Here is a 17,046-nt window from a genome sequence, read left to right on the forward strand (position 1 = left end):
ATTTCTATACATACAATGGGAGGGGAATTGGAAAAATACTCCTATATTAGTCTAAGGAGAATGAAGATGCCGACAATTCTTTCTGCAGCTGAGGTTATTCCTCCTTATGAAATCAGGCAGGAGCAAGCAACACTGCTTGCCCGAGAATTATTTTCTGATTCCTTTACAGATATCGATCGCTTATTAAGGGCATTTCCAAATGGACAAATCGAAACCAGATATTTTGTAAAGGACCTGTCCTGGTATCGTGAACGGCATACTTTTGAGGAAAAAAATAAGGCGTATGTAGAGGAAGCGGTCAAGCTGGGAAAAGCAGCTATAGAAAAATGCCTTCATAATAGCCAATTCCTTAAAAGACCAATTGCCTACGAGGAAATCGATGCGATTTTTTTTATTTCTTCAACAGGTATCGCCACGCCAAGCATTGAGGCAAGAATTATGAATCAATTGCCGTTTGGTCCGCACACAAAACGGATTCCTATCTGGGGTCTCGGCTGTGCGGGCGGGGCGAGTGGTTTATCACGTGCATTTGAATATTGTTTAGCTTTTCCGGAGGCAAAGGTGATTGTGGTATCGGTCGAACTTTGCAGTTTAACGTTTCAACCAAATGATGCCACAAAAAGCAATTTAATTGGAACTTCGCTCTTTTCCGATGGAATCGCCTGCGTCTTGGTTTGTGGAGATGCATGCAAATTTAACAAAATCGGTCAGAAAACAGCCTATCCATCCATCCTTGCGGTGGAATCTTCCCTGATGCCTGAGTCGCTTGATGTCATGGGATGGGATGTAAAGAATGAAGGGTTATTTGTTATTTTTTCACGGGATATCCCACATATTATTGAAAAATGGTTAAAGCCCACGGTGAAAAATTTTTTAAAAAAGAATCATCTTTCTTTAAAGATGATTGATTATTTAATAGCTCATCCTGGCGGAAAAAAAGTATTGGATGCGTATATTAAATCACTGGAAATTGCATCATCGATGACTGATCTCTCTTTTCAGGTTTTGAAACATTATGGAAACATGTCTTCTGCTACCATTCTGTATGTTCTAAGAAGGTACCTGGAAATGGACATCCAAAGCGGCTCCTATGGCCTTTGTACAGCACTAGGTCCGGGATTCAGCTCTGAATTGCTATTATTGAGGTGGCAAGAATGAATAATATTCTTCCTTTTGCATCAGTCATTATATTCCTCATCGTTCAGCGATTGTCAGAATTATTTCTTGCAAGAGGGAATGAACGGTGGATGAAACAGCAGGGAGCTGTGGAATTTGGCAGGAACCATTACCGCTATCTCGTTTTGCTGCATGTTTTGTTTTTTGTGGTTCTTACATTAGAGAAGTGGCTGCTCCATCGGGGGGTATCACCGGTTTGGCAGGGGCTGGTTTTATTGTTGATCACGATTGAAGGCCTTAGAATTTGGGTTATTGCCACATTGGGGAGATTCTGGAACACGAAAATTATTATCATTCCTGAGGTAAAAGTGATAAAAAAAGGACCTTACCGGTTTATCAAGCACCCCAATTATTTAGTGGTTTCAATGGAATTCATCGTGGTGCCCTTCCTATTTAATTGTTACTTAACAGCCTGCCTTTTTACAATATTAAATGCAATGGTGCTTAGGGTCAGGATAACAGAAGAAGAAAAGGCGTTGAGTATGCTGACAATGTATAAAAATGATTTCAAAGGCTATTATCGCTTCATTCCGAAAATTGTTAAATAATTTCGACAAACGCTTATAGGCTGTTGAAAATGATTATCAATTATGCTAAACTTTAATCAATGATGAAAATCATTCTCATTAAGATGAGGCTGATAAGGTGGTGTTACATATGACTTATGCTTTTGCCGGAGCAACCATTATCATTTATGCATTTGTCATGAGGCACGTTTTAAAAAATACGACTCACTAATAAAAATCTTCAAAGGTCAAGGAGAATCCTTGACCTTATTTATTTCTAAAAAACTTAATTGTGAAAGAAGTGTCAAAATAGGAAAAGTCAGAATTATTGTGTAAAATAGAAATATTATTATGACTGCTAAGGGGTATACAAATGGTGAAAACAGTAAAATCAGATGAGACCGTTGAAACACTAAAGCAAAAACTGGTCTCTGTATATGACTACCTAATCATGCAAAAAGATATCGGGCATGCTGAAAAAGTGAAGCAGCTCGCTAACAAGTTTACGAATCAGGAATTTACGGTTGCCTTTTGCGGGCACTTTTCAGCCGGAAAATCAACCATGATTAACCGGGTTGTCGGGGAGAATCTTCTCCCCTCAAGCCCCATCCCAACAAGTGCCAACCTTGTTAAAGTAAAATCAGGTGATGAATATGCAAAGGTGTTTTTTAAAAATGAAAAACCGAGATTATATTTGGCGCCTTATGATTATGAACTCGTAAAAAATTATTGTAAGGATGGGGACAAAATCCAGGAAATTGAGATAAGCCATAGCGGTTCTGTATTGCCGCCAGGCACTATAATAATGGATACACCTGGCATTGATTCTGCTGATGATGCCCACAGGGTTGCAACAGAATCCGCTCTTCATCTTGCAGACTTAATCTTTTATGTAATGGATTATAATCACGTCCAGGCGGAGTTGAATTTTTTCTTTACAAAAGAATTAATGGAAGCTGGAAAAGATGTTTATTTAGTTATCAATCAAATTGACAAGCACAGCGAGGAAGAATTGAGTTTCTCGGAGTTTCAAATAAGTGTGAGGGACTCGTTTGCTTCGTGGGGAGTAAAACCTGCTAAAATATTTTATACATCCTTGCGGGAGAAAGACCACCCCCATAATCAATTTGCCGAGCTGCAGTCATTTATATTAGAGCAGCTAGACCGCTCACAGTATTTGCTTTTGCCCTCTTTGTTTCATTCATTGGAAAAAATAGCTAGGGATCATCTCGAACAAATTAGAAAACAGGAGGAAGAGGACCTGCTTCCTTATTTTGAATTAGTGAGTGAACGATCCATTGAGGAAAAAATAGCGATTGAACAAACATATAAGGAGCTGTCAGCTCAATTAAAGTCAGAGCAGGAAGGGACGCTGGCAAAAGAGGAAGCATTTGACCGCGAACTGGAAAAATTGCTTAGCAATGCGTACTTGATGCCATTTCAAACCAGAAAATTAGCGGAAAGTTACTTGGAGTCCTGCCAGCCTGAATTTAAGGTTGGTTTCCTGTTCTCCAAACAGAAGACCCATGAAGAGAAAGAGAACAGGCTGTCTCTGTTTTATCAGGATATTCTTGAGAAAACCAAATCACAGCTTGAGTGGCATATTAGGGAATTACTGATTCGCACTCTTAAGGAAACGGGAATTCAAAATGGAGAAGCACAACAGTTAGCCCAGACTTATTCCATTCCTGTTTCTGTCGATTTACTGCAAAACGCCGTAAAGCAGGGGGCAAGGCTATCCGGACAATATCTGCTTCAATATACAGACGATGTAGCAAACGAGATTAAAAAAGCTGCTAGAAATCAATCAGCACCGTTTAGGACCTGTTTTGCAGCGTCATTAAAACAACGAAACGAGCAGCTGATTCAGCGATATCAAAGAGAAATCCAGGATATCGAAAAATATATAACTGCCTTTTCAAGGATCCGTGAGTTTAAAAACAGGATGGCAGAAAAGGAAAGGAAAATTGAAGAGTTTCTTTCAGAAGAAAAATTTTTAAAAACTAGTTCCCATTGGCTTTTTAATCAGGAAAGGGAAGAATTCGAGATTGTTAGAACCCAAGGGCTGCCGGAGGAATGGGGAAAATCAAATGGCCAAAATCAAGTAATCGCGGCCAGACAAAAACAGCAAGCCCTGAAAGCAATTCCTGAAGCAAGGGATGTAAAAAAGACAAGTGCCCGGCTCCGCAAAGCTTCACAGCTTATCGAAGAATTGCCAGGTTTTCAAAAGCTGGCTGGTGAATTAACGGAGAAGGCAGCCAGGCTGGAGAATAAAGGGTTTACTGTCGCTTTATTTGGGGCTTTTAGTGCGGGGAAATCCTCATTTGCCAATGCTTTAATGGGGGATAAGGTCCTTCCGGTTTCACCAAATCCAACCACGGCCGCAATCAATAAAATTAGGCCAGTAACTACCCGTTACGGCCATGGAACAGTACGGATAAAATTTAAGGATCGGGCGGCCATGTTCGAGGATATTAATCGTTCCTTGAAGGTATTCGATTTAAGGGCAGACGATTTCACCCAAGCACTTTCCAAAATAAATCAAGTTTTTAAAGAGACAGAACAGGAAAATGCGCTTGAGAAAACCCATTACGCTTTCTTGCGGGCATTTAAATTGGGGTATGATGCCCTGATTAACCAGCTCGGAACGATTTTAGAAACGGATATCAGCGAATTTAATGAGTATGTTGTGAAAGAGGAAAAATCCTGTTATGTAGAGTGGATTGAGCTATATTATGATTGTGAGCTGACAAGGAAAGGCATCACACTTGTCGACACCCCCGGAGCTGATTCAATCAATGCCCGTCATACAGGAGTATCCTTTGACTATATCAAAAACTCGGATGCGATTTTATTTGTTACCTATTATAATCATGCTTTTTCACGGGCAGACCGCGAATTTTTAATTCAGCTTGGAAGGGTGAAAGAATCATTTCAACTGGATAAAATGTTTTTTATCATTAATGCTATTGATTTAGCGGAAAGTGAAGAGGAAAAGGAAGCGGTTGTTCAGTATGTAATGGGGCAGTTAACGCAATATGGAATTCGAAATCCCCACCTTTATACGGTTTCGAGCCTGCAGGCGTTGAATGAAAAAAGGAATCCTGGCCCAGAAACGATATCTGGAATCAGCCTTTTTGAACAGGGATTCTATCAGTTTATTTCGAATGAGTTAACCGAAATGGCTATCTCAGCTGCAGAAAATGAATTGCAAAGGGTCCGTGAAATGGTGAACCGGTTAATTCAAAGCTCACAGCAAGATAAAACAGAAAGAGAGGAGAAACAGCAAGAATATCATCATCAATTGTCTACAATCCAAGACATATTTGAAAAACAAAAAATCAGCCCGCTTCAAATACGAATGGCACAAGAGGCAGAAGAACTGGTTTTTTATATCAAACAGAGAGTGTTCTTCCGATTTAATGATTTCTTTAAAGAAGCATTTAACCCAGCTGTTCTTAAAAATGACGGGCGCTCGATAAAAAAAGCATTGCACGCAGCGCTGGAGGAATTTCTTGAAAGTATAGGTTTTGATTTTGCCCAGGAAATGCGGGCAACAACTGTCAGGCTGGAACGTTTTCTTGAGAAGCTTCTGCAGGAGTATCAGATTTCACTTCAGCAGATGATTAATCAAATCAATCCGGATATTTCATTTTCAGCTTATGAAAAACGTGCTGGAAAAGAAATTGATTTTCCAATGGCGTTTAAGGATACAACCCAGCAGGATTTTACCAAGGCTTTAGCGTATTTCAAGAATCCGAAGGCGTTTTTTGAAAAGGATGAGAAGAAGTTGATGAGCACGGAGCTATACAGTCAAATAGACCCGATGGCAGATGTGTATTTATCACAAGAGTCTTCCCGTTTAATGGAACATTATAAGGAGTACTTAACAAATGAGTACACTCTTTTATTACAAGAAATGAGTGAACAGGTGAAAGATTACTTTGATAGCCTTTTGGCAGCATTGGAAGGCGGCTTATCCATTGACAGGCTGGCTGCTATTAAACAGAAACTGGAAGAAGTTGACGAATTAGATTGTGAAAAAGAATAAGGAATTGCGCAGGCTTCCGGGTTCAACTTATGTTATAATGGAAATCGTGCTGCTTTTATAAACAGGCGGCAATGCGGGAAGTTCTCTCTAAGAGCCCGCTGCTAAAAAGAGGAGGTCCAAAATGAATAAGCAACAGCCATCTTTTCTGCTTGTTGACGGCATGGCATTGTTATTTCGAGCCTTTTATGCAACGGCTGTTACAGGGCAATTTATGATTAATTCAAAAGGCATTCCAACTAATGGAATTTATGGTTTTATAAAGCATCTATTTACTGCTGTATCGACCTTTAAGCCATCCCATGCCGCTGTTTGTTGGGATATGGGCAGCAAGACGTTCCGGACCGAGTTATTCCCTGATTATAAAGGGAACCGTGGGGAAGCACCTGTAGAATTAATTCCTCAATTTGATCTAGTCAAAGAGGTGGTTGCATCCTTTGATATTCCCAATATTGGCTTGGAAGGATTTGAAGCGGATGATTGTATCGGAACTATCGCCAACCAAGTGAAGAACCATGCTAATGTTTCTATTTTGACCGGAGACCAAGACATACTCCAACTGTTGGATGAAAAGATCTCCGTCATCCTGCTGAAAAAGGGCTACGGAAATTATCTCGTCCATACACCACAAACATTTTTTGAGGAAAAAGGGATTACACCCCGGCAAATGATTGATTTGAAAGCATTAATGGGGGACCCTAGTGATAACTACCCTGGTGTAAAAGGAATTGGTGAAAAAACGGCTTTAAAGCTTTTAAAAGAGTATAATCATGTAGAAGATATCGTTGCCAATTTAGATTCGCTGTCCAAATCCCATAAAACCAAAATTGAACAGGATTTAGAGATGCTTCGTTTATCTAGATTGCTGGCAGAAATAAAATGCGATGTACCAGTCAGCTGCAGCTTAGGTGAAGCAGGACTAAAAATAGAAAGAGACAAGGCATTAAACAAATTAATGGAATTAGAACTTCGTGGAGCAAGAAACCTGCTGCCGCTTGAAGAAGCTGTCATATCGTAAAAACGACAGGCTGTCTCGTATCGGGACAGCCTGTTTTTCCTTATAGCTGCTGTCCGTTCATGGCCATTTTGTTTACTTTTTATTGCTCTTTTTAGCAGCATTCTCCAATTTGCTCTTTGGTTCCTCTGAAAATTCTGCATCCTGTCCATACCCTTGCGGATTTACCCCAGGAGCTTTGATTCCGCGGTTTGCTCCACCTTTTTTACCCACTTCTCTTCACCTCCCATCAATTAGTATGGCCAGTCCCGAATAATAAAACTCAGGTTCTCGAACAATAGACTTGAGGTGAGAATATGAATAGAGGCATTTATCTGGCCTTGTTAAGCATTGGACTTGCTCAAGGATTGAAAATACCCATTCACTATATCAAAAAGCGGGAATGGCGGCCAAAAGTGTTTTTTGGAACTGGAGGCATGCCCAGCTCGCATTCTGCCGGCGTTTGTACTCTAACAACGTATATTGCATTGAAAAGGGGATTGCGGGCGGTCGACTTTGCCCTCTCTCTCATATATGGACTGATTGTCATGTATGATGCTCAAGGTGTTAGAAGGCAGGCGGGGGAACTGACTTTGAAAGTAAATTCAATGAATGAATTGATTGAAAAAATCCATCAGGATGAAACGGTGAAATTTGAACAAAAACCCCCTAAGAAGTTGAAGGAAGTTCTTGGACATGAGCCGGAAGAGGTCATTGGAGGAGCCGTGGTAGGTGTGTTAGTCGGAATCATTGGACATCTATGCACAAAAAAGGAAAGAAAATGGCCAAAGTTTAAAGTGAGTTTTAAATAGGATTAATGGGCAAGCAAATAAAAAAACTCCCCAAAAGGGAGTTTTTAGCTTTTAAGACTGCCTGGTTTACGCAGCAGCGGAAGCTTATTGGACGGAAGTTCCGCTAAGATCATGCCCAAGAAAATCAGCAAACACCCGAAAAAAGCACTGGCCGATAAGCGTTCATGTGCCCAAAAGTAGCCAGTGATCGCTGCAAATACGGGCTCCATCGCGAAGATTAACGCCACTCTTGTGGCGGAGGTATATTTTTGAAAATTAGTTTGAATGTAAAAGGCGATGGCCGTTGCAAAAACACTTGTGATAATTAAAGCAATCACTACATCTGCGTTCATTAAAGTATTCAGGTTAAAGGATTTCCTCCAGTTCTCGAATAAAAAAGAGGAAGCCAATGAGAATATGGCAACAGTTGATATTTGAATCACCGTTAAAAGCAGCGTTGGATATTGGTTTGAAAATTTCCCAGTGATAATGATATGCATAGCAAAACTAATGGCACAGATAAATACAAATCCATCCCCGGCAGTCAAGCCGGAAATATCTGTCATCGTCAGCAAGAACAATCCAACCGTTGCAGTCAACACACCAATTAAGGCATTTTTCCCCGGAATCTGTTTAAGCAAAAGCATCGAAAACATCGGCACTAAAACAACACTTAATCCAGTAATAAAACCGGCTTTTGATGTGGTTGTATATAAAAGCCCAATTGTCTGGGTAACGTAGCCTAGGAATAACCAAAAGCCAATAAACACGCCTATACCCATTATTTTTTTATTTAACCGTTTTAACTGCCTTCTATCAAAAATCAGCAGGCTGGCGAGCAATAGTAATGCGGCAATAAAGAAGCGGATCCCATTAAAAGCAAAAGGTTCAAGAAAATCAATGGCATTTTGGACCAATACAAAGGTAATGCCCCAGATTAATGTAACAAACAGCAAACTTAAATCTGCCATTAAAGGTTTATTCATATGTAACTTCCTCCGGTCCCTGTTTTCAATATATCCCTTATGTTCGACTGATTAAATACTTTTCATATAAAAGTCAGTTTACCATATTTTGCACTTTAGAGCATTAAAATATATTTCTATTGATCAACTGGGTATGATAAGGAATATATCCCATCATACAATAAGATATATCTCTTATCATTCCAAGATGAAAGGCTGAAATGAATGAAATATCGGTTAGAGTGGATGCATAAATTAAAAAGTGGTGAAAAGGTTCAGTTCTCCTCTGAATGGGTCTCGGGTGAGACGGCCATTCAAATAGGCAATGAACTGGAGACAAGCGGGAAAATTACTGACTTGTATTTTTACGATGAGAATGGAACTTCGTGGATCATGAAGGAAATGAAAAAGTTGATGGCCGAGATTGAAGAAGATCCTCATGATATCACGATTTTCTTTGATGGAGGATTCCAAAAGGAAACCAATCAGGCTGGATTGGGTGTAGTCGCTTTTTTCAAACAAGGAAAAAAGAAATACCGCATTCGGGCCAATCAACTATTTGATGAAATGGAAACCAATAATGAAGCAGAATATGCAGCATTTTACCATGCCTTGAATTTGCTTGAGGACTTGGGGGTCCATCATTTAACCTGTGAATTTAAGGGAGACTCACAGGTTGTATTAAAACAGCTCGAGGGAGAATGGCCATGCTATGAAGAAGCATTAAATCGCTGGCTCGATCGGATTGAAGAAAAAATGAAAACTCTTGACATAAAGCCAAAATACACTGTGATCCCACGCAGTGAGAACAAAGAAGCCGATAAGTTAGCTACCCAAGCTCTCCAAGGAAAGGAGATTTTTTCGAAAACGCTCATTTTGTAAACCTGTAGAATCTCGACAGCATTTTGAAAAGGGGGGTAGGTAGTAGGTGAATTATCCGGAAAGAAAGGAATTGCTTCATCAGGTTGAAAGCTTAATGCTGCAATACTGTGATGGCTGCTTTTTGCATCGCCACCTAAAAAAGGAGAGCGGACGGAGAGCAGCCCATCGTTTTTGCATTACCCAATGTACAATTGGAGAAAAAATTAAACAGTGCGGGGAAAAATTATCCTAAATAAAAAGGCTGACAAAATGGTCAGCCTTTAATCATTATTAGTAATTTATGAATTATAGTTTTACAACGTTTGCAGCTTGAGGTCCGCGATTTCCTTCAACGATTTCGAAAGAAACTTCTTGGCCTTCTTCTAGTGATTTGTATCCATCACCTTGGATTGCGCTGAAATGTACGAATACATCGTCTCCGCCTTCAACTTCGATAAAACCAAAGCCTTTTTCATTGTTAAACCATTTTACTTTACCAGTTTGCATGTGCTATTTTCCTCCTAAGCCTTTCAAGACACCATAGTGTCAAAGTTAAATATTACCATGTAACAAATGACCAAAGCGAAAGCTAATGTATTCGATTACATGATGATTTAAATATACAATATCAGAAATGGACAGTCAAGGAGAGACCGTTTGTTTTCTTGTAAAAGTACCATTATGGACACAATGACAAATTTAGTTGATGACCCCTAACATAAAACAACTTCTGCTTCATATGTTTTATTAATACTATTTTTGTATTGGGGTGGGACAAATGTTCCGTTTTTCCATTGAGAATGAAGAATGGATTTTACGATTCTCACCGCAGATTTTGATGGAAGAAGCAGAAAAACAGGCAATACTCATGTCTTTGCTGCACATTGGCAGCAAATTGGGTTCCTTCTCGCATGGCAGTGCTTTCATTATGTTTACCAAAAAAATAGGCGCAATCATCTTTGATGTGGAACGAATTCCTTCCCTCATTTTAACCGTTTCCAATATCATCCCGAAAGAAAATTGGTATATGGAGGGCTCCATATCCAGTCAAATTTAAGTATTAGTTTTGTAAAGGGAACTGTCTTTTGGATAGTTCCCTTTACAAATTCATACATTGGTCACAAATTTGGCACAGATAAATCCAATAAAATTGGTTAAATTTGATAATATATAAGTGACTTAAATCACAACTTCAAAAATAGCAATCAGTAAATGGACCTATACATCATTTTTATTGAAACTATTTGTGAAATTGTGAGCAAATAAACATAAACACTATGTTTATATTAAAAAAAGGAGGGATTAAAGTGGATCCGGTTATTTTAGCCAGATTCCAATTTGCTGCAACGACTATATTCCATTTCTTCTTTGTTCCACTATCTATTGGTCTCGTGCTTATGGTTGCAGTAATGGAGACATTCTATGTTGTTAAAAAAGATGAGCTCTACAAAAAAATGGCTAAGTTTTGGGGACATTTGTTTTTAATCAATTTTGCGGTGGGAGTAGTAACAGGGATAATTCAGGAATTCCAGTTTGGGATGAACTGGTCGGACTATTCCAGATTTGTCGGAGATGTATTTGGTGCGCCGCTGGCCATTGAAGCGCTGCTTGCCTTTTTTATGGAATCTACCTTTATTGGCATCTGGATTTTTGGCTGGGAGCGTTTATCGAAAAAGCTCCATTTGGCATGCATTTGGCTTGTGTCTCTAGGCACGGCATTGTCGGCTGTTTGGATTTTAACGGCCAACTCTTTTATGCAGGTTCCAGTTGGCTTTTCCATTAAAAACGGCCGCGCAGAAATGAATGACTTTCTTGCCCTGATTACCAATGGCCAATTGCTGGTTGAATTCCCTCACGTTATCACCGGGGCGATTTGTACAGGAGCATTCTTTGTCGCTGGCATTAGTGCCTACCATTTGTTAAGAAAGAAACATTTGGCTTTTTACAGAAAATCGATGAAAATGGCCATGATTTTTGGCCTTATTGGAAGTATCGGCGTTGCGCTTAGCGGACATTCCCAGGCTCAATACCTTGTTAAAACACAGCCCATGAAAATGGCTGCGGCAGAGGGGATTTGGGAGGATACAGCGGATCCGGCTCCTTGGTCGGGAGTTGCTCTGATTGACTCAGAAAACCATAAAAATACATTCGAACTTAATATTCCTTATGCGTTAAGTTTTTTATCCTATTCCAAATTTGAAGGCAGCTTAAAAGGGATGGAAACCCTTCAGAAAGAATATCAGGCTAAATATGATTCCATTGTTGGCGAAGGCACAAATTATATACCGCCTGTTAAAACCACATACTGGAGCTTCCGATTAATGATTGGTTTTGGTGTACTGATGATTCTTCTTCCGATTATTGGCCTGCTCCAATTAAGAAAAGGACGACTTGATAAAAGTACCTTATTATTAAAGTTCTTTCTTGCTGGAATCGCATTTCCGTTTTTGGCAAACACATTTGGCTGGATGATGACAGAAGTGGGGCGGCAGCCTTGGACCGTTTTTGGCCTAATGACAACAGCTGATGCTGTTTCTCCAAATGTTCCTGCCGGCATGATTCTATTTTCAACGATCATGTATCTAGCTGTTTTTACGATTCTATTTGGCGTAATGGTTTACCTGATCGTCCGTGAAGTGAAAAAAGGTCCGGAACAACTGTCAGGTCACGGTACACATCTAACAACGGACCCATTTAAGGTAGGTGCTTAAGATGGAATTAAGTGAATTATGGTTTGTGCTAATTGCCGTTGTGTTTATTGGCTTCTTCTTCCTCGAGGGATTTGACTTTGGCGTGGGCATGTCCTCCAGGTTTCTAGCCCGTAATCAGACGGAACGGACCATCTTGGTGAATACCATCGGGCCGTTCTGGGATGCCAATGAAGTGTGGCTGCTCACAGGCGGCGGCGCTATTTTCGCCGCTTTCCCAAATTGGTATGCCACTATGTTCAGCGGTTATTACTTACCATTGTTTGTAGTATTGATTTGCTTAATCGGCCGGGGCGTTTCGTTTGAATTCCGCCGCAAGGTTGATAGCACCCGCTGGACAAATGTTTGGGATTGGGTTATTTTTGGCAGCAGTTTATTGCCGCCATTCTTATTGGGGGTTTTGTTTACAAGCATGCTTAGAGGCATGCCGATTCAAGAGGACATGAACATGTCAGCCGGATTCTCAGATTTTATTAATCTTTATTCACTATGGGGCGGCCTAACTGTAACGCTTCTCTGCTTCCTGCATGGATTGCATTTTCTGGCCTTAAAGACGGATGGTGATTTGAGAACACGTGCTGCAGCATTAGCGAAAAAAATCCATTTGGCGATTTTGGGTTCACTGGTCGTCTTTGTGGGATTATCTTGGACAATGACGGATATTTTTCAAGTCAGGCTGGTGCCGGAATTAATCATTGTCCTATTCATCGTCCTTGCTTACGGTGCAGGCTTCTATGCGATCTCAACCAAGCGGGAAGGATGGGCGTTTACCATGTCTGGTTTGGGTTTGGCCTTGACGGTTTCGGCAATTTTTGCAGGGCTATTCCCGCGGGTTATGATCAGTTCCATTAATAAAGCCTATGACTTGACTGTGTACAATGCATCAAGCGGCGGATATTCCCTTAAGGTTATGACGATTGTGGCATTTACGATTTTGCCCTTTGTTCTCGGCTATACGATTTGGAGCTACTATATATTCCGAAGAAGGGTAACAAATAAGGAGCATTTAACTTACTGATGGATAGAGCATTATTTACCTTAAATGGAATCAAACCAGTTTTATGGAAGTTAGGATCGTTAACTGTCCTGCAAAGCGTTATGATCATCCTCCAGGCATATGCTTTGGCGGAAGCAATCTCCTCTTTATTTAGAGGAGATTTGCTTCCAACAGTCATGGATGAATTAGCCATTTATTTATGCGCTCTATTATTCCGTCAACTCCTTGCTGTTTTGAAAAAGAATATAGCCTTTCATTTTGCAGCCCAAACAAGTGAAAGCCTCCGAAAGTCCCTCGTTCAAAAACTATTTCATCTTGGACCCCAATATGTAAGAGAAGCAGGTACCGGGCAGACTGTAACATTGGTCATGGATGGTTTGTTAAAATTCCGCAGATATATTGAACTGATTATTGTTAAAACAATGAATATGTCAATTATTCCTACGGCTATCATCGTTTATAGTTTTTGGTTTCATACCCGTTCTGCCATAATCTTACTGGCAGTGATGCCGATTCTAATTGTGTTTATGATATTGCTTGGGCTTGCTGCAAGGAGTAAAGCGGACAGGCAATTTCACACATATCAATTGCTTGCAAATCATTTTGTCGATTCATTAAGGGGACTGGAAACACTCAAATATCTAGGACTGAGCAAACAACATGTTAAGAATATCAAGAAGGTGAGTGAGAATTACCGCAGTGCTACGATCTCCACATTAAAAATAGCCTTCTTGTCAACTTTTGCTTTAGATTTTTTTACGATGCTCTCGATTGCCACTGTAGCAGTTTTTTTAGGGCTTGGGCTAATTGACGGTGCGATTCCATTACCTACGGCGTTAACGATTTTGATTTTAGCTCCCGAGTATTTTCTTCCGGTCAGGGAATTCGGGGCGGATTACCATGCAACCCTGGATGGAAAAAATGCAGGTGAAAAAATCAGTGCCATTTTAACTGAAACAGCCTTACTTCCTTCCAAGGAAGAACTGCCCATTTGGACTCCATCCTGTGAATTATCCCTTCATGGGCTGAATGTTCAATATTCAGAAAATCATCATGCAGGCTTAAAAGATATAGAGTTTTTTATAAAGGGATCTAAACGGATCGGAATCATTGGGGCAAGCGGTGCAGGCAAATCAACATTGATAAATTTGTTAAGCGGTTTTATATCCCCATTATCTGGAGAGTTTCAGCTAAATGAGAAAAAGTTGTCATCTTTGTCTTTCCATGATTGGCAGAAGCAAATCACATACATCCCGCAAAATCCCTATATATTTAACGATACCATGATTAATAATATTCGCTTTTATGAACCCACTGCGACTGAATGGGAAGTAAAAGAAGCCATTAAGCATGCAGGGTTGCTGGAGGTTGTTCAATCATTGCCGGAGGGTATGGAAACGTTGATTGGGGAAGGAGGGCGTACATTGAGCGGGGGGCAGGAACAGCGGATTGCCATTGCGCGTGCCTTTTTAGGCAGGAGACCGATTATTTTGCTTGATGAGCCGACTGCCCACCTGGATATTGAAACAGAAGCAGAATTAAAGGAAACCATGCTGAAATTATTTTCTGGCAAATTAGTCTTCTTTGCGACACACCGAATCCATTGGATGCGGGAAATGGATGAAATCATTGTTTTGGACAATGGGCAAATCGTTGAAACAGGTACCCACCAACAATTAATGGAGCAAAAATCAGCCTATTATCGTCTGGTCCAGGCCCAGAAAGGAGAATTTTAAATGGAAAAGGAAAAATGGATTTTACCTTATCTGTTTCAATACCGCCGTTTGTTTTTCCTTTCCTGTCTTTTGGGAACCTTAACGCTTCTTCTTGGAGGGGCGTTAATGTTTACTTCCGGCTATTTAATCTCCAAGTCGGCAACCAGACCTGAATCGATTCTGATGGTCTATGTGCCGATTGTGGGAGTTCGTGCCTTTGGTCTGGGCCGGGCAGTTTTCAGCTATGTTGAAAGATTATTCTCTCACTCATTCATATTGAAAATTTTATCGAGCCTGCGTGTGAAATTGTATAAACTGGTGGAGCCAAAGGCCATTTCGATTCAAACTGCCTTTCGGACGGGGGATATGTTAGGGCTGCTGGCTAATGATATTGAGCTATTGCAGAATTTTTATTTAAGGACCTTGTTCCCTTCCATCGTTTCACTTACCGTTTATACTGTGGTCATTATTTGCTCAGGCCTATTCTCCCTTCCTTTTGCCATTCTGCTCTTTGTCCTGATTGGCCAATTGGTATTTGTGGGTCCCGCAGTTTCTCTCATTATTGTCAAAAAGAAGAATTTGACGATTAAAAAGGCAAGAAATGTGCTTTATCAGCAATTTACCGATGGAATAATGGGAATCAGTGATTGGATCATTAGCGGGAATTACCCGAAATATATTGATGACTATGTCATTCAAGAACAAGCATTGTACGGAATGGAAAAGAAAAAACAAACATTTGTGAATTGGCGGGATTTAGGCTCTCAGTTGGTTTTGGGTATCAGTGTAATCGCTTCGATTGCCTGGGCAGGAGGAATGGCAGAGAATGGGGAGTTATCGCCCGTTTTTATTGCTGCCATCGGCCTTTCCATGATATCGTTATTGGAATCATTTTTGCCGCTTTCTGATGTGATCAGTGAAACGGCCATTTATCAAGATTCATTTCAGCGCCTAGAAATGGCAGGATCCAACAAACATTATGAATCAAATGAAAATACTGCGGCTAATAAATCTTTGCCTGCTGACTCCGCACTGTTGATAGAAATGGTTCAGCTTACATTTGGATATACTCAGGAAACCCATTTGTTGAACCATATAAACACTTCGATTAAACCAGGAGAAAAGATAGCGGTGATTGGCCGGAGCGGTTCTGGCAAGTCAACACTGTTAAAACTAATTCAAGGGTATTTACCGCCCTTATCTGGTGAAGTGCGGATCAACGGCCAAAATGTGGTTGACCTCCGTCCAGAAATGGCGAAATGGATAAGCGTATTAAATCAAAAGGCCTATTTATTTAATACCTCCATAATGAACAATATCCGCTTAGGAAATCCAAATGCTTCAGATGAAGAAGTCCGAAAGGTTTGTAAACTTGTTCAACTCGATGAGATGATTATCCAATTGCCCAATGGATATGAAACGAATATGCAGGAAACAGGCCAGCGGTTTTCAGGCGGTGAACGGCAGAGGGTTGCATTGGCGAGGATTCTTCTGCAGAATACACCGATTGTTCTATTGGATGAACCAACTGTTGGTCTTGATCCGATTACAGAAGTAAAATTGCTTAAAACGATTTTCGAAACATTAAAGGATAAAACGATTATTTGGGTGACTCATCATCTTGCTGGTGTAGAATGTATGGACCGAATTTTATTTCTAGATCGAGGCGTGATTTCTATGGAAGGAAGCCATAGGTTTCTGATGGAAACTGAGGAAAAATATCGGAGGCTTTACCATTTGGATCATCCTTTTGAAGCTTAAAATCTATGATTTTTAATCTTTACTTACCATCAAACTAACAGGTAAAATGAAGAGCAAAGTTTTTCTCTTTGGGGCTTCTAGTCCGATTAAGAAGCATGATCCACCTTAAAAAGGGGTTATCATATGAAATTGATTATTGCTGAAAAACCAGATCAAGGTTCTGCTCTGGCATCTGTTTTTAAACATAAAAGACAAAATGGATTTATAGAGGTGTTTCCGAACGAGCTGTTTCCTAATGGAGCCTTTGTTACATGGGCGATAGGACATATTTGCCACCTAATACCGCCTGAAAAATACCGGCAGGATTGGAAAAAGTGGTCATTAGATAATTTGCCCATCATACCTGAGCAATTTGAATACGAAGTGACGAAAGATAAATTCAAACAATTTGCGATCATAAAAAAACTAGTCTCTGATTCCCGGGTGTCAGAAATCATTCATGCCGGCGATTGTGACGTATCTCTATAATTACATATGTACATAAAAAATTATTTTATCCTTTCCATTGCTATGCATGTATCCAT

Annotated in this window: 15 protein-coding genes and 1 pseudogene; 13 read left to right on the top strand and 3 right to left on the bottom strand. The window is 40.2% G+C overall.

All coding sequences use genetic code 11. The features are described from left to right. Positions 1 to 66: 66 nt before the first annotated feature. The 4 genes from NFS43_RS20825 to NFS43_RS20840 all read left to right on the top strand — a co-directional run bounded on the left by NFS43_RS20825 (position 67) and on the right by NFS43_RS20840 (position 6,748). Positions 67 to 1,158 carry a type III polyketide synthase gene (locus NFS43_RS20825; RefSeq protein WP_251554733.1) on the top strand — a complete coding sequence of 364 codons (1,092 nt, stop codon included), beginning with the start codon at positions 67 to 69 and terminating at the stop codon, positions 1,156 to 1,158. Then, positions 1,155 to 1,724: an isoprenylcysteine carboxyl methyltransferase family protein gene (locus tag NFS43_RS20830; protein ID WP_251554734.1), complete on the top strand. Its 570-nt coding sequence runs from the start codon at positions 1,155 to 1,157 to the stop codon at positions 1,722 to 1,724. The genes NFS43_RS20825 and NFS43_RS20830 overlap by 4 nt, the downstream gene beginning before the upstream one ends. Positions 1,725 to 2,055: 331 nt before the next feature. After that, positions 2,056 to 5,733 (top strand): dynamin family protein, encoded by a 3,678-nt coding sequence (locus NFS43_RS20835; RefSeq protein WP_251554735.1) that lies wholly within the window; start codon positions 2,056 to 2,058, stop codon positions 5,731 to 5,733. 121 nt (positions 5,734 to 5,854) lie between these two features. Continuing rightward, positions 5,855 to 6,748, top strand: coding sequence for a 5'-3' exonuclease (locus NFS43_RS20840; protein WP_251554736.1), 894 nt, complete (start codon positions 5,855 to 5,857; stop codon positions 6,746 to 6,748). Positions 6,749 to 6,820: 72 nt separating this feature from the next. On the opposite strand, the gene sspL is transcribed toward NFS43_RS20840, so the two are convergent. Further along, positions 6,821 to 6,958 (bottom strand): small, acid-soluble spore protein L, encoded by a 138-nt coding sequence (gene sspL, locus NFS43_RS20845; RefSeq protein ID WP_251554738.1) that lies wholly within the window; start codon positions 6,956 to 6,958, stop codon positions 6,821 to 6,823. An 83-nt stretch (positions 6,959 to 7,041) separates the two neighbouring features. On the opposite strand from sspL, the gene NFS43_RS20850 reads away from it, so the two are divergent. Beyond that, positions 7,042 to 7,536: a divergent PAP2 family protein gene (locus NFS43_RS20850; protein WP_251554739.1), complete on the top strand. Its 495-nt coding sequence runs from the start codon at positions 7,042 to 7,044 to the stop codon at positions 7,534 to 7,536. A gap of 44 nt (positions 7,537 to 7,580) precedes the next feature. On the opposite strand, the gene NFS43_RS20855 is transcribed toward NFS43_RS20850, so the two are convergent. After that, a complete protein-coding gene (locus NFS43_RS20855; RefSeq protein ID WP_251554741.1) occupies positions 7,581 to 8,501 on the bottom strand; it encodes a DMT family transporter in 921 nt (306 codons plus the stop codon). A 204-nt stretch (positions 8,502 to 8,705) separates the two neighbouring features. Between NFS43_RS20855 and NFS43_RS20860 the strand changes: the two genes are divergently transcribed. Together NFS43_RS20860 and NFS43_RS20865 are read left to right on the top strand one after the other, a co-directional pair. Beyond that, positions 8,706 to 9,362 carry a reverse transcriptase-like protein gene (locus NFS43_RS20860; protein ID WP_251554742.1) on the top strand — a complete coding sequence of 219 codons (657 nt, stop codon included), beginning with the start codon at positions 8,706 to 8,708 and terminating at the stop codon, positions 9,360 to 9,362. A 46-nt stretch (positions 9,363 to 9,408) separates the two neighbouring features. Next, complete coding sequence (locus tag NFS43_RS20865) at positions 9,409 to 9,594, top strand: zinc-finger domain-containing protein (RefSeq protein ID WP_251554743.1); 186 nt, start codon at positions 9,409 to 9,411, stop codon at positions 9,592 to 9,594. A 53-nt stretch (positions 9,595 to 9,647) separates the two neighbouring features. On the opposite strand, the gene cspD is transcribed toward NFS43_RS20865, so the two are convergent. After that, complete coding sequence (gene cspD / locus NFS43_RS20870) at positions 9,648 to 9,848, bottom strand: cold-shock protein CspD (protein ID WP_042457673.1); 201 nt, start codon at positions 9,846 to 9,848, stop codon at positions 9,648 to 9,650. 271 nt (positions 9,849 to 10,119) lie between these two features. Here cspD and NFS43_RS20875 point away from each other — a divergent pair, with 271 nt between their 5' ends. From NFS43_RS20875 to NFS43_RS20900, 6 genes and pseudogenes are all read left to right on the top strand, one after another. Further along, complete coding sequence (locus NFS43_RS20875; protein ID WP_251554744.1) at positions 10,120 to 10,398, top strand: hypothetical protein; 279 nt, start codon at positions 10,120 to 10,122, stop codon at positions 10,396 to 10,398. Between the two features lie 250 nt (positions 10,399 to 10,648). Next, positions 10,649 to 12,052, top strand: a complete 1,404-nt coding sequence (locus tag NFS43_RS20880) for a cytochrome ubiquinol oxidase subunit I (protein WP_251554745.1) — start codon at positions 10,649 to 10,651, stop codon at positions 12,050 to 12,052. A gap of 1 nt (position 12,053) precedes the next feature. After that, on the top strand, positions 12,054 to 13,067 hold the full coding sequence (cydB, locus tag NFS43_RS20885; protein WP_251554746.1) for a cytochrome d ubiquinol oxidase subunit II: 1,014 nt from the start codon (positions 12,054 to 12,056) through the stop codon (positions 13,065 to 13,067). Further along, positions 13,067 to 14,782 carry a thiol reductant ABC exporter subunit CydD gene (gene cydD / locus NFS43_RS20890; protein ID WP_251554747.1) on the top strand — a complete coding sequence of 572 codons (1,716 nt, stop codon included), beginning with the start codon at positions 13,067 to 13,069 and terminating at the stop codon, positions 14,780 to 14,782. The genes cydB and cydD overlap by 1 nt, the downstream gene beginning before the upstream one ends. Continuing rightward, positions 14,783 to 16,522: a thiol reductant ABC exporter subunit CydC gene (gene cydC, locus NFS43_RS20895; protein WP_251554748.1), complete on the top strand. Its 1,740-nt coding sequence runs from the start codon at positions 14,783 to 14,785 to the stop codon at positions 16,520 to 16,522. Positions 16,523 to 16,645: 123 nt separating this feature from the next. Continuing rightward, positions 16,646 to 16,972: pseudogene (locus NFS43_RS20900) on the top strand (toprim domain-containing protein); the annotation flags it as partial. Positions 16,973 to 17,046 lie beyond the last annotated feature (74 nt).

The sequence above is a fragment of the Neobacillus muris genome (genome assembly GCF_943193175.1).
Classification (GTDB): domain Bacteria; phylum Bacillota; class Bacilli; order Bacillales; family Cytobacillaceae; genus Neobacillus; species Neobacillus muris.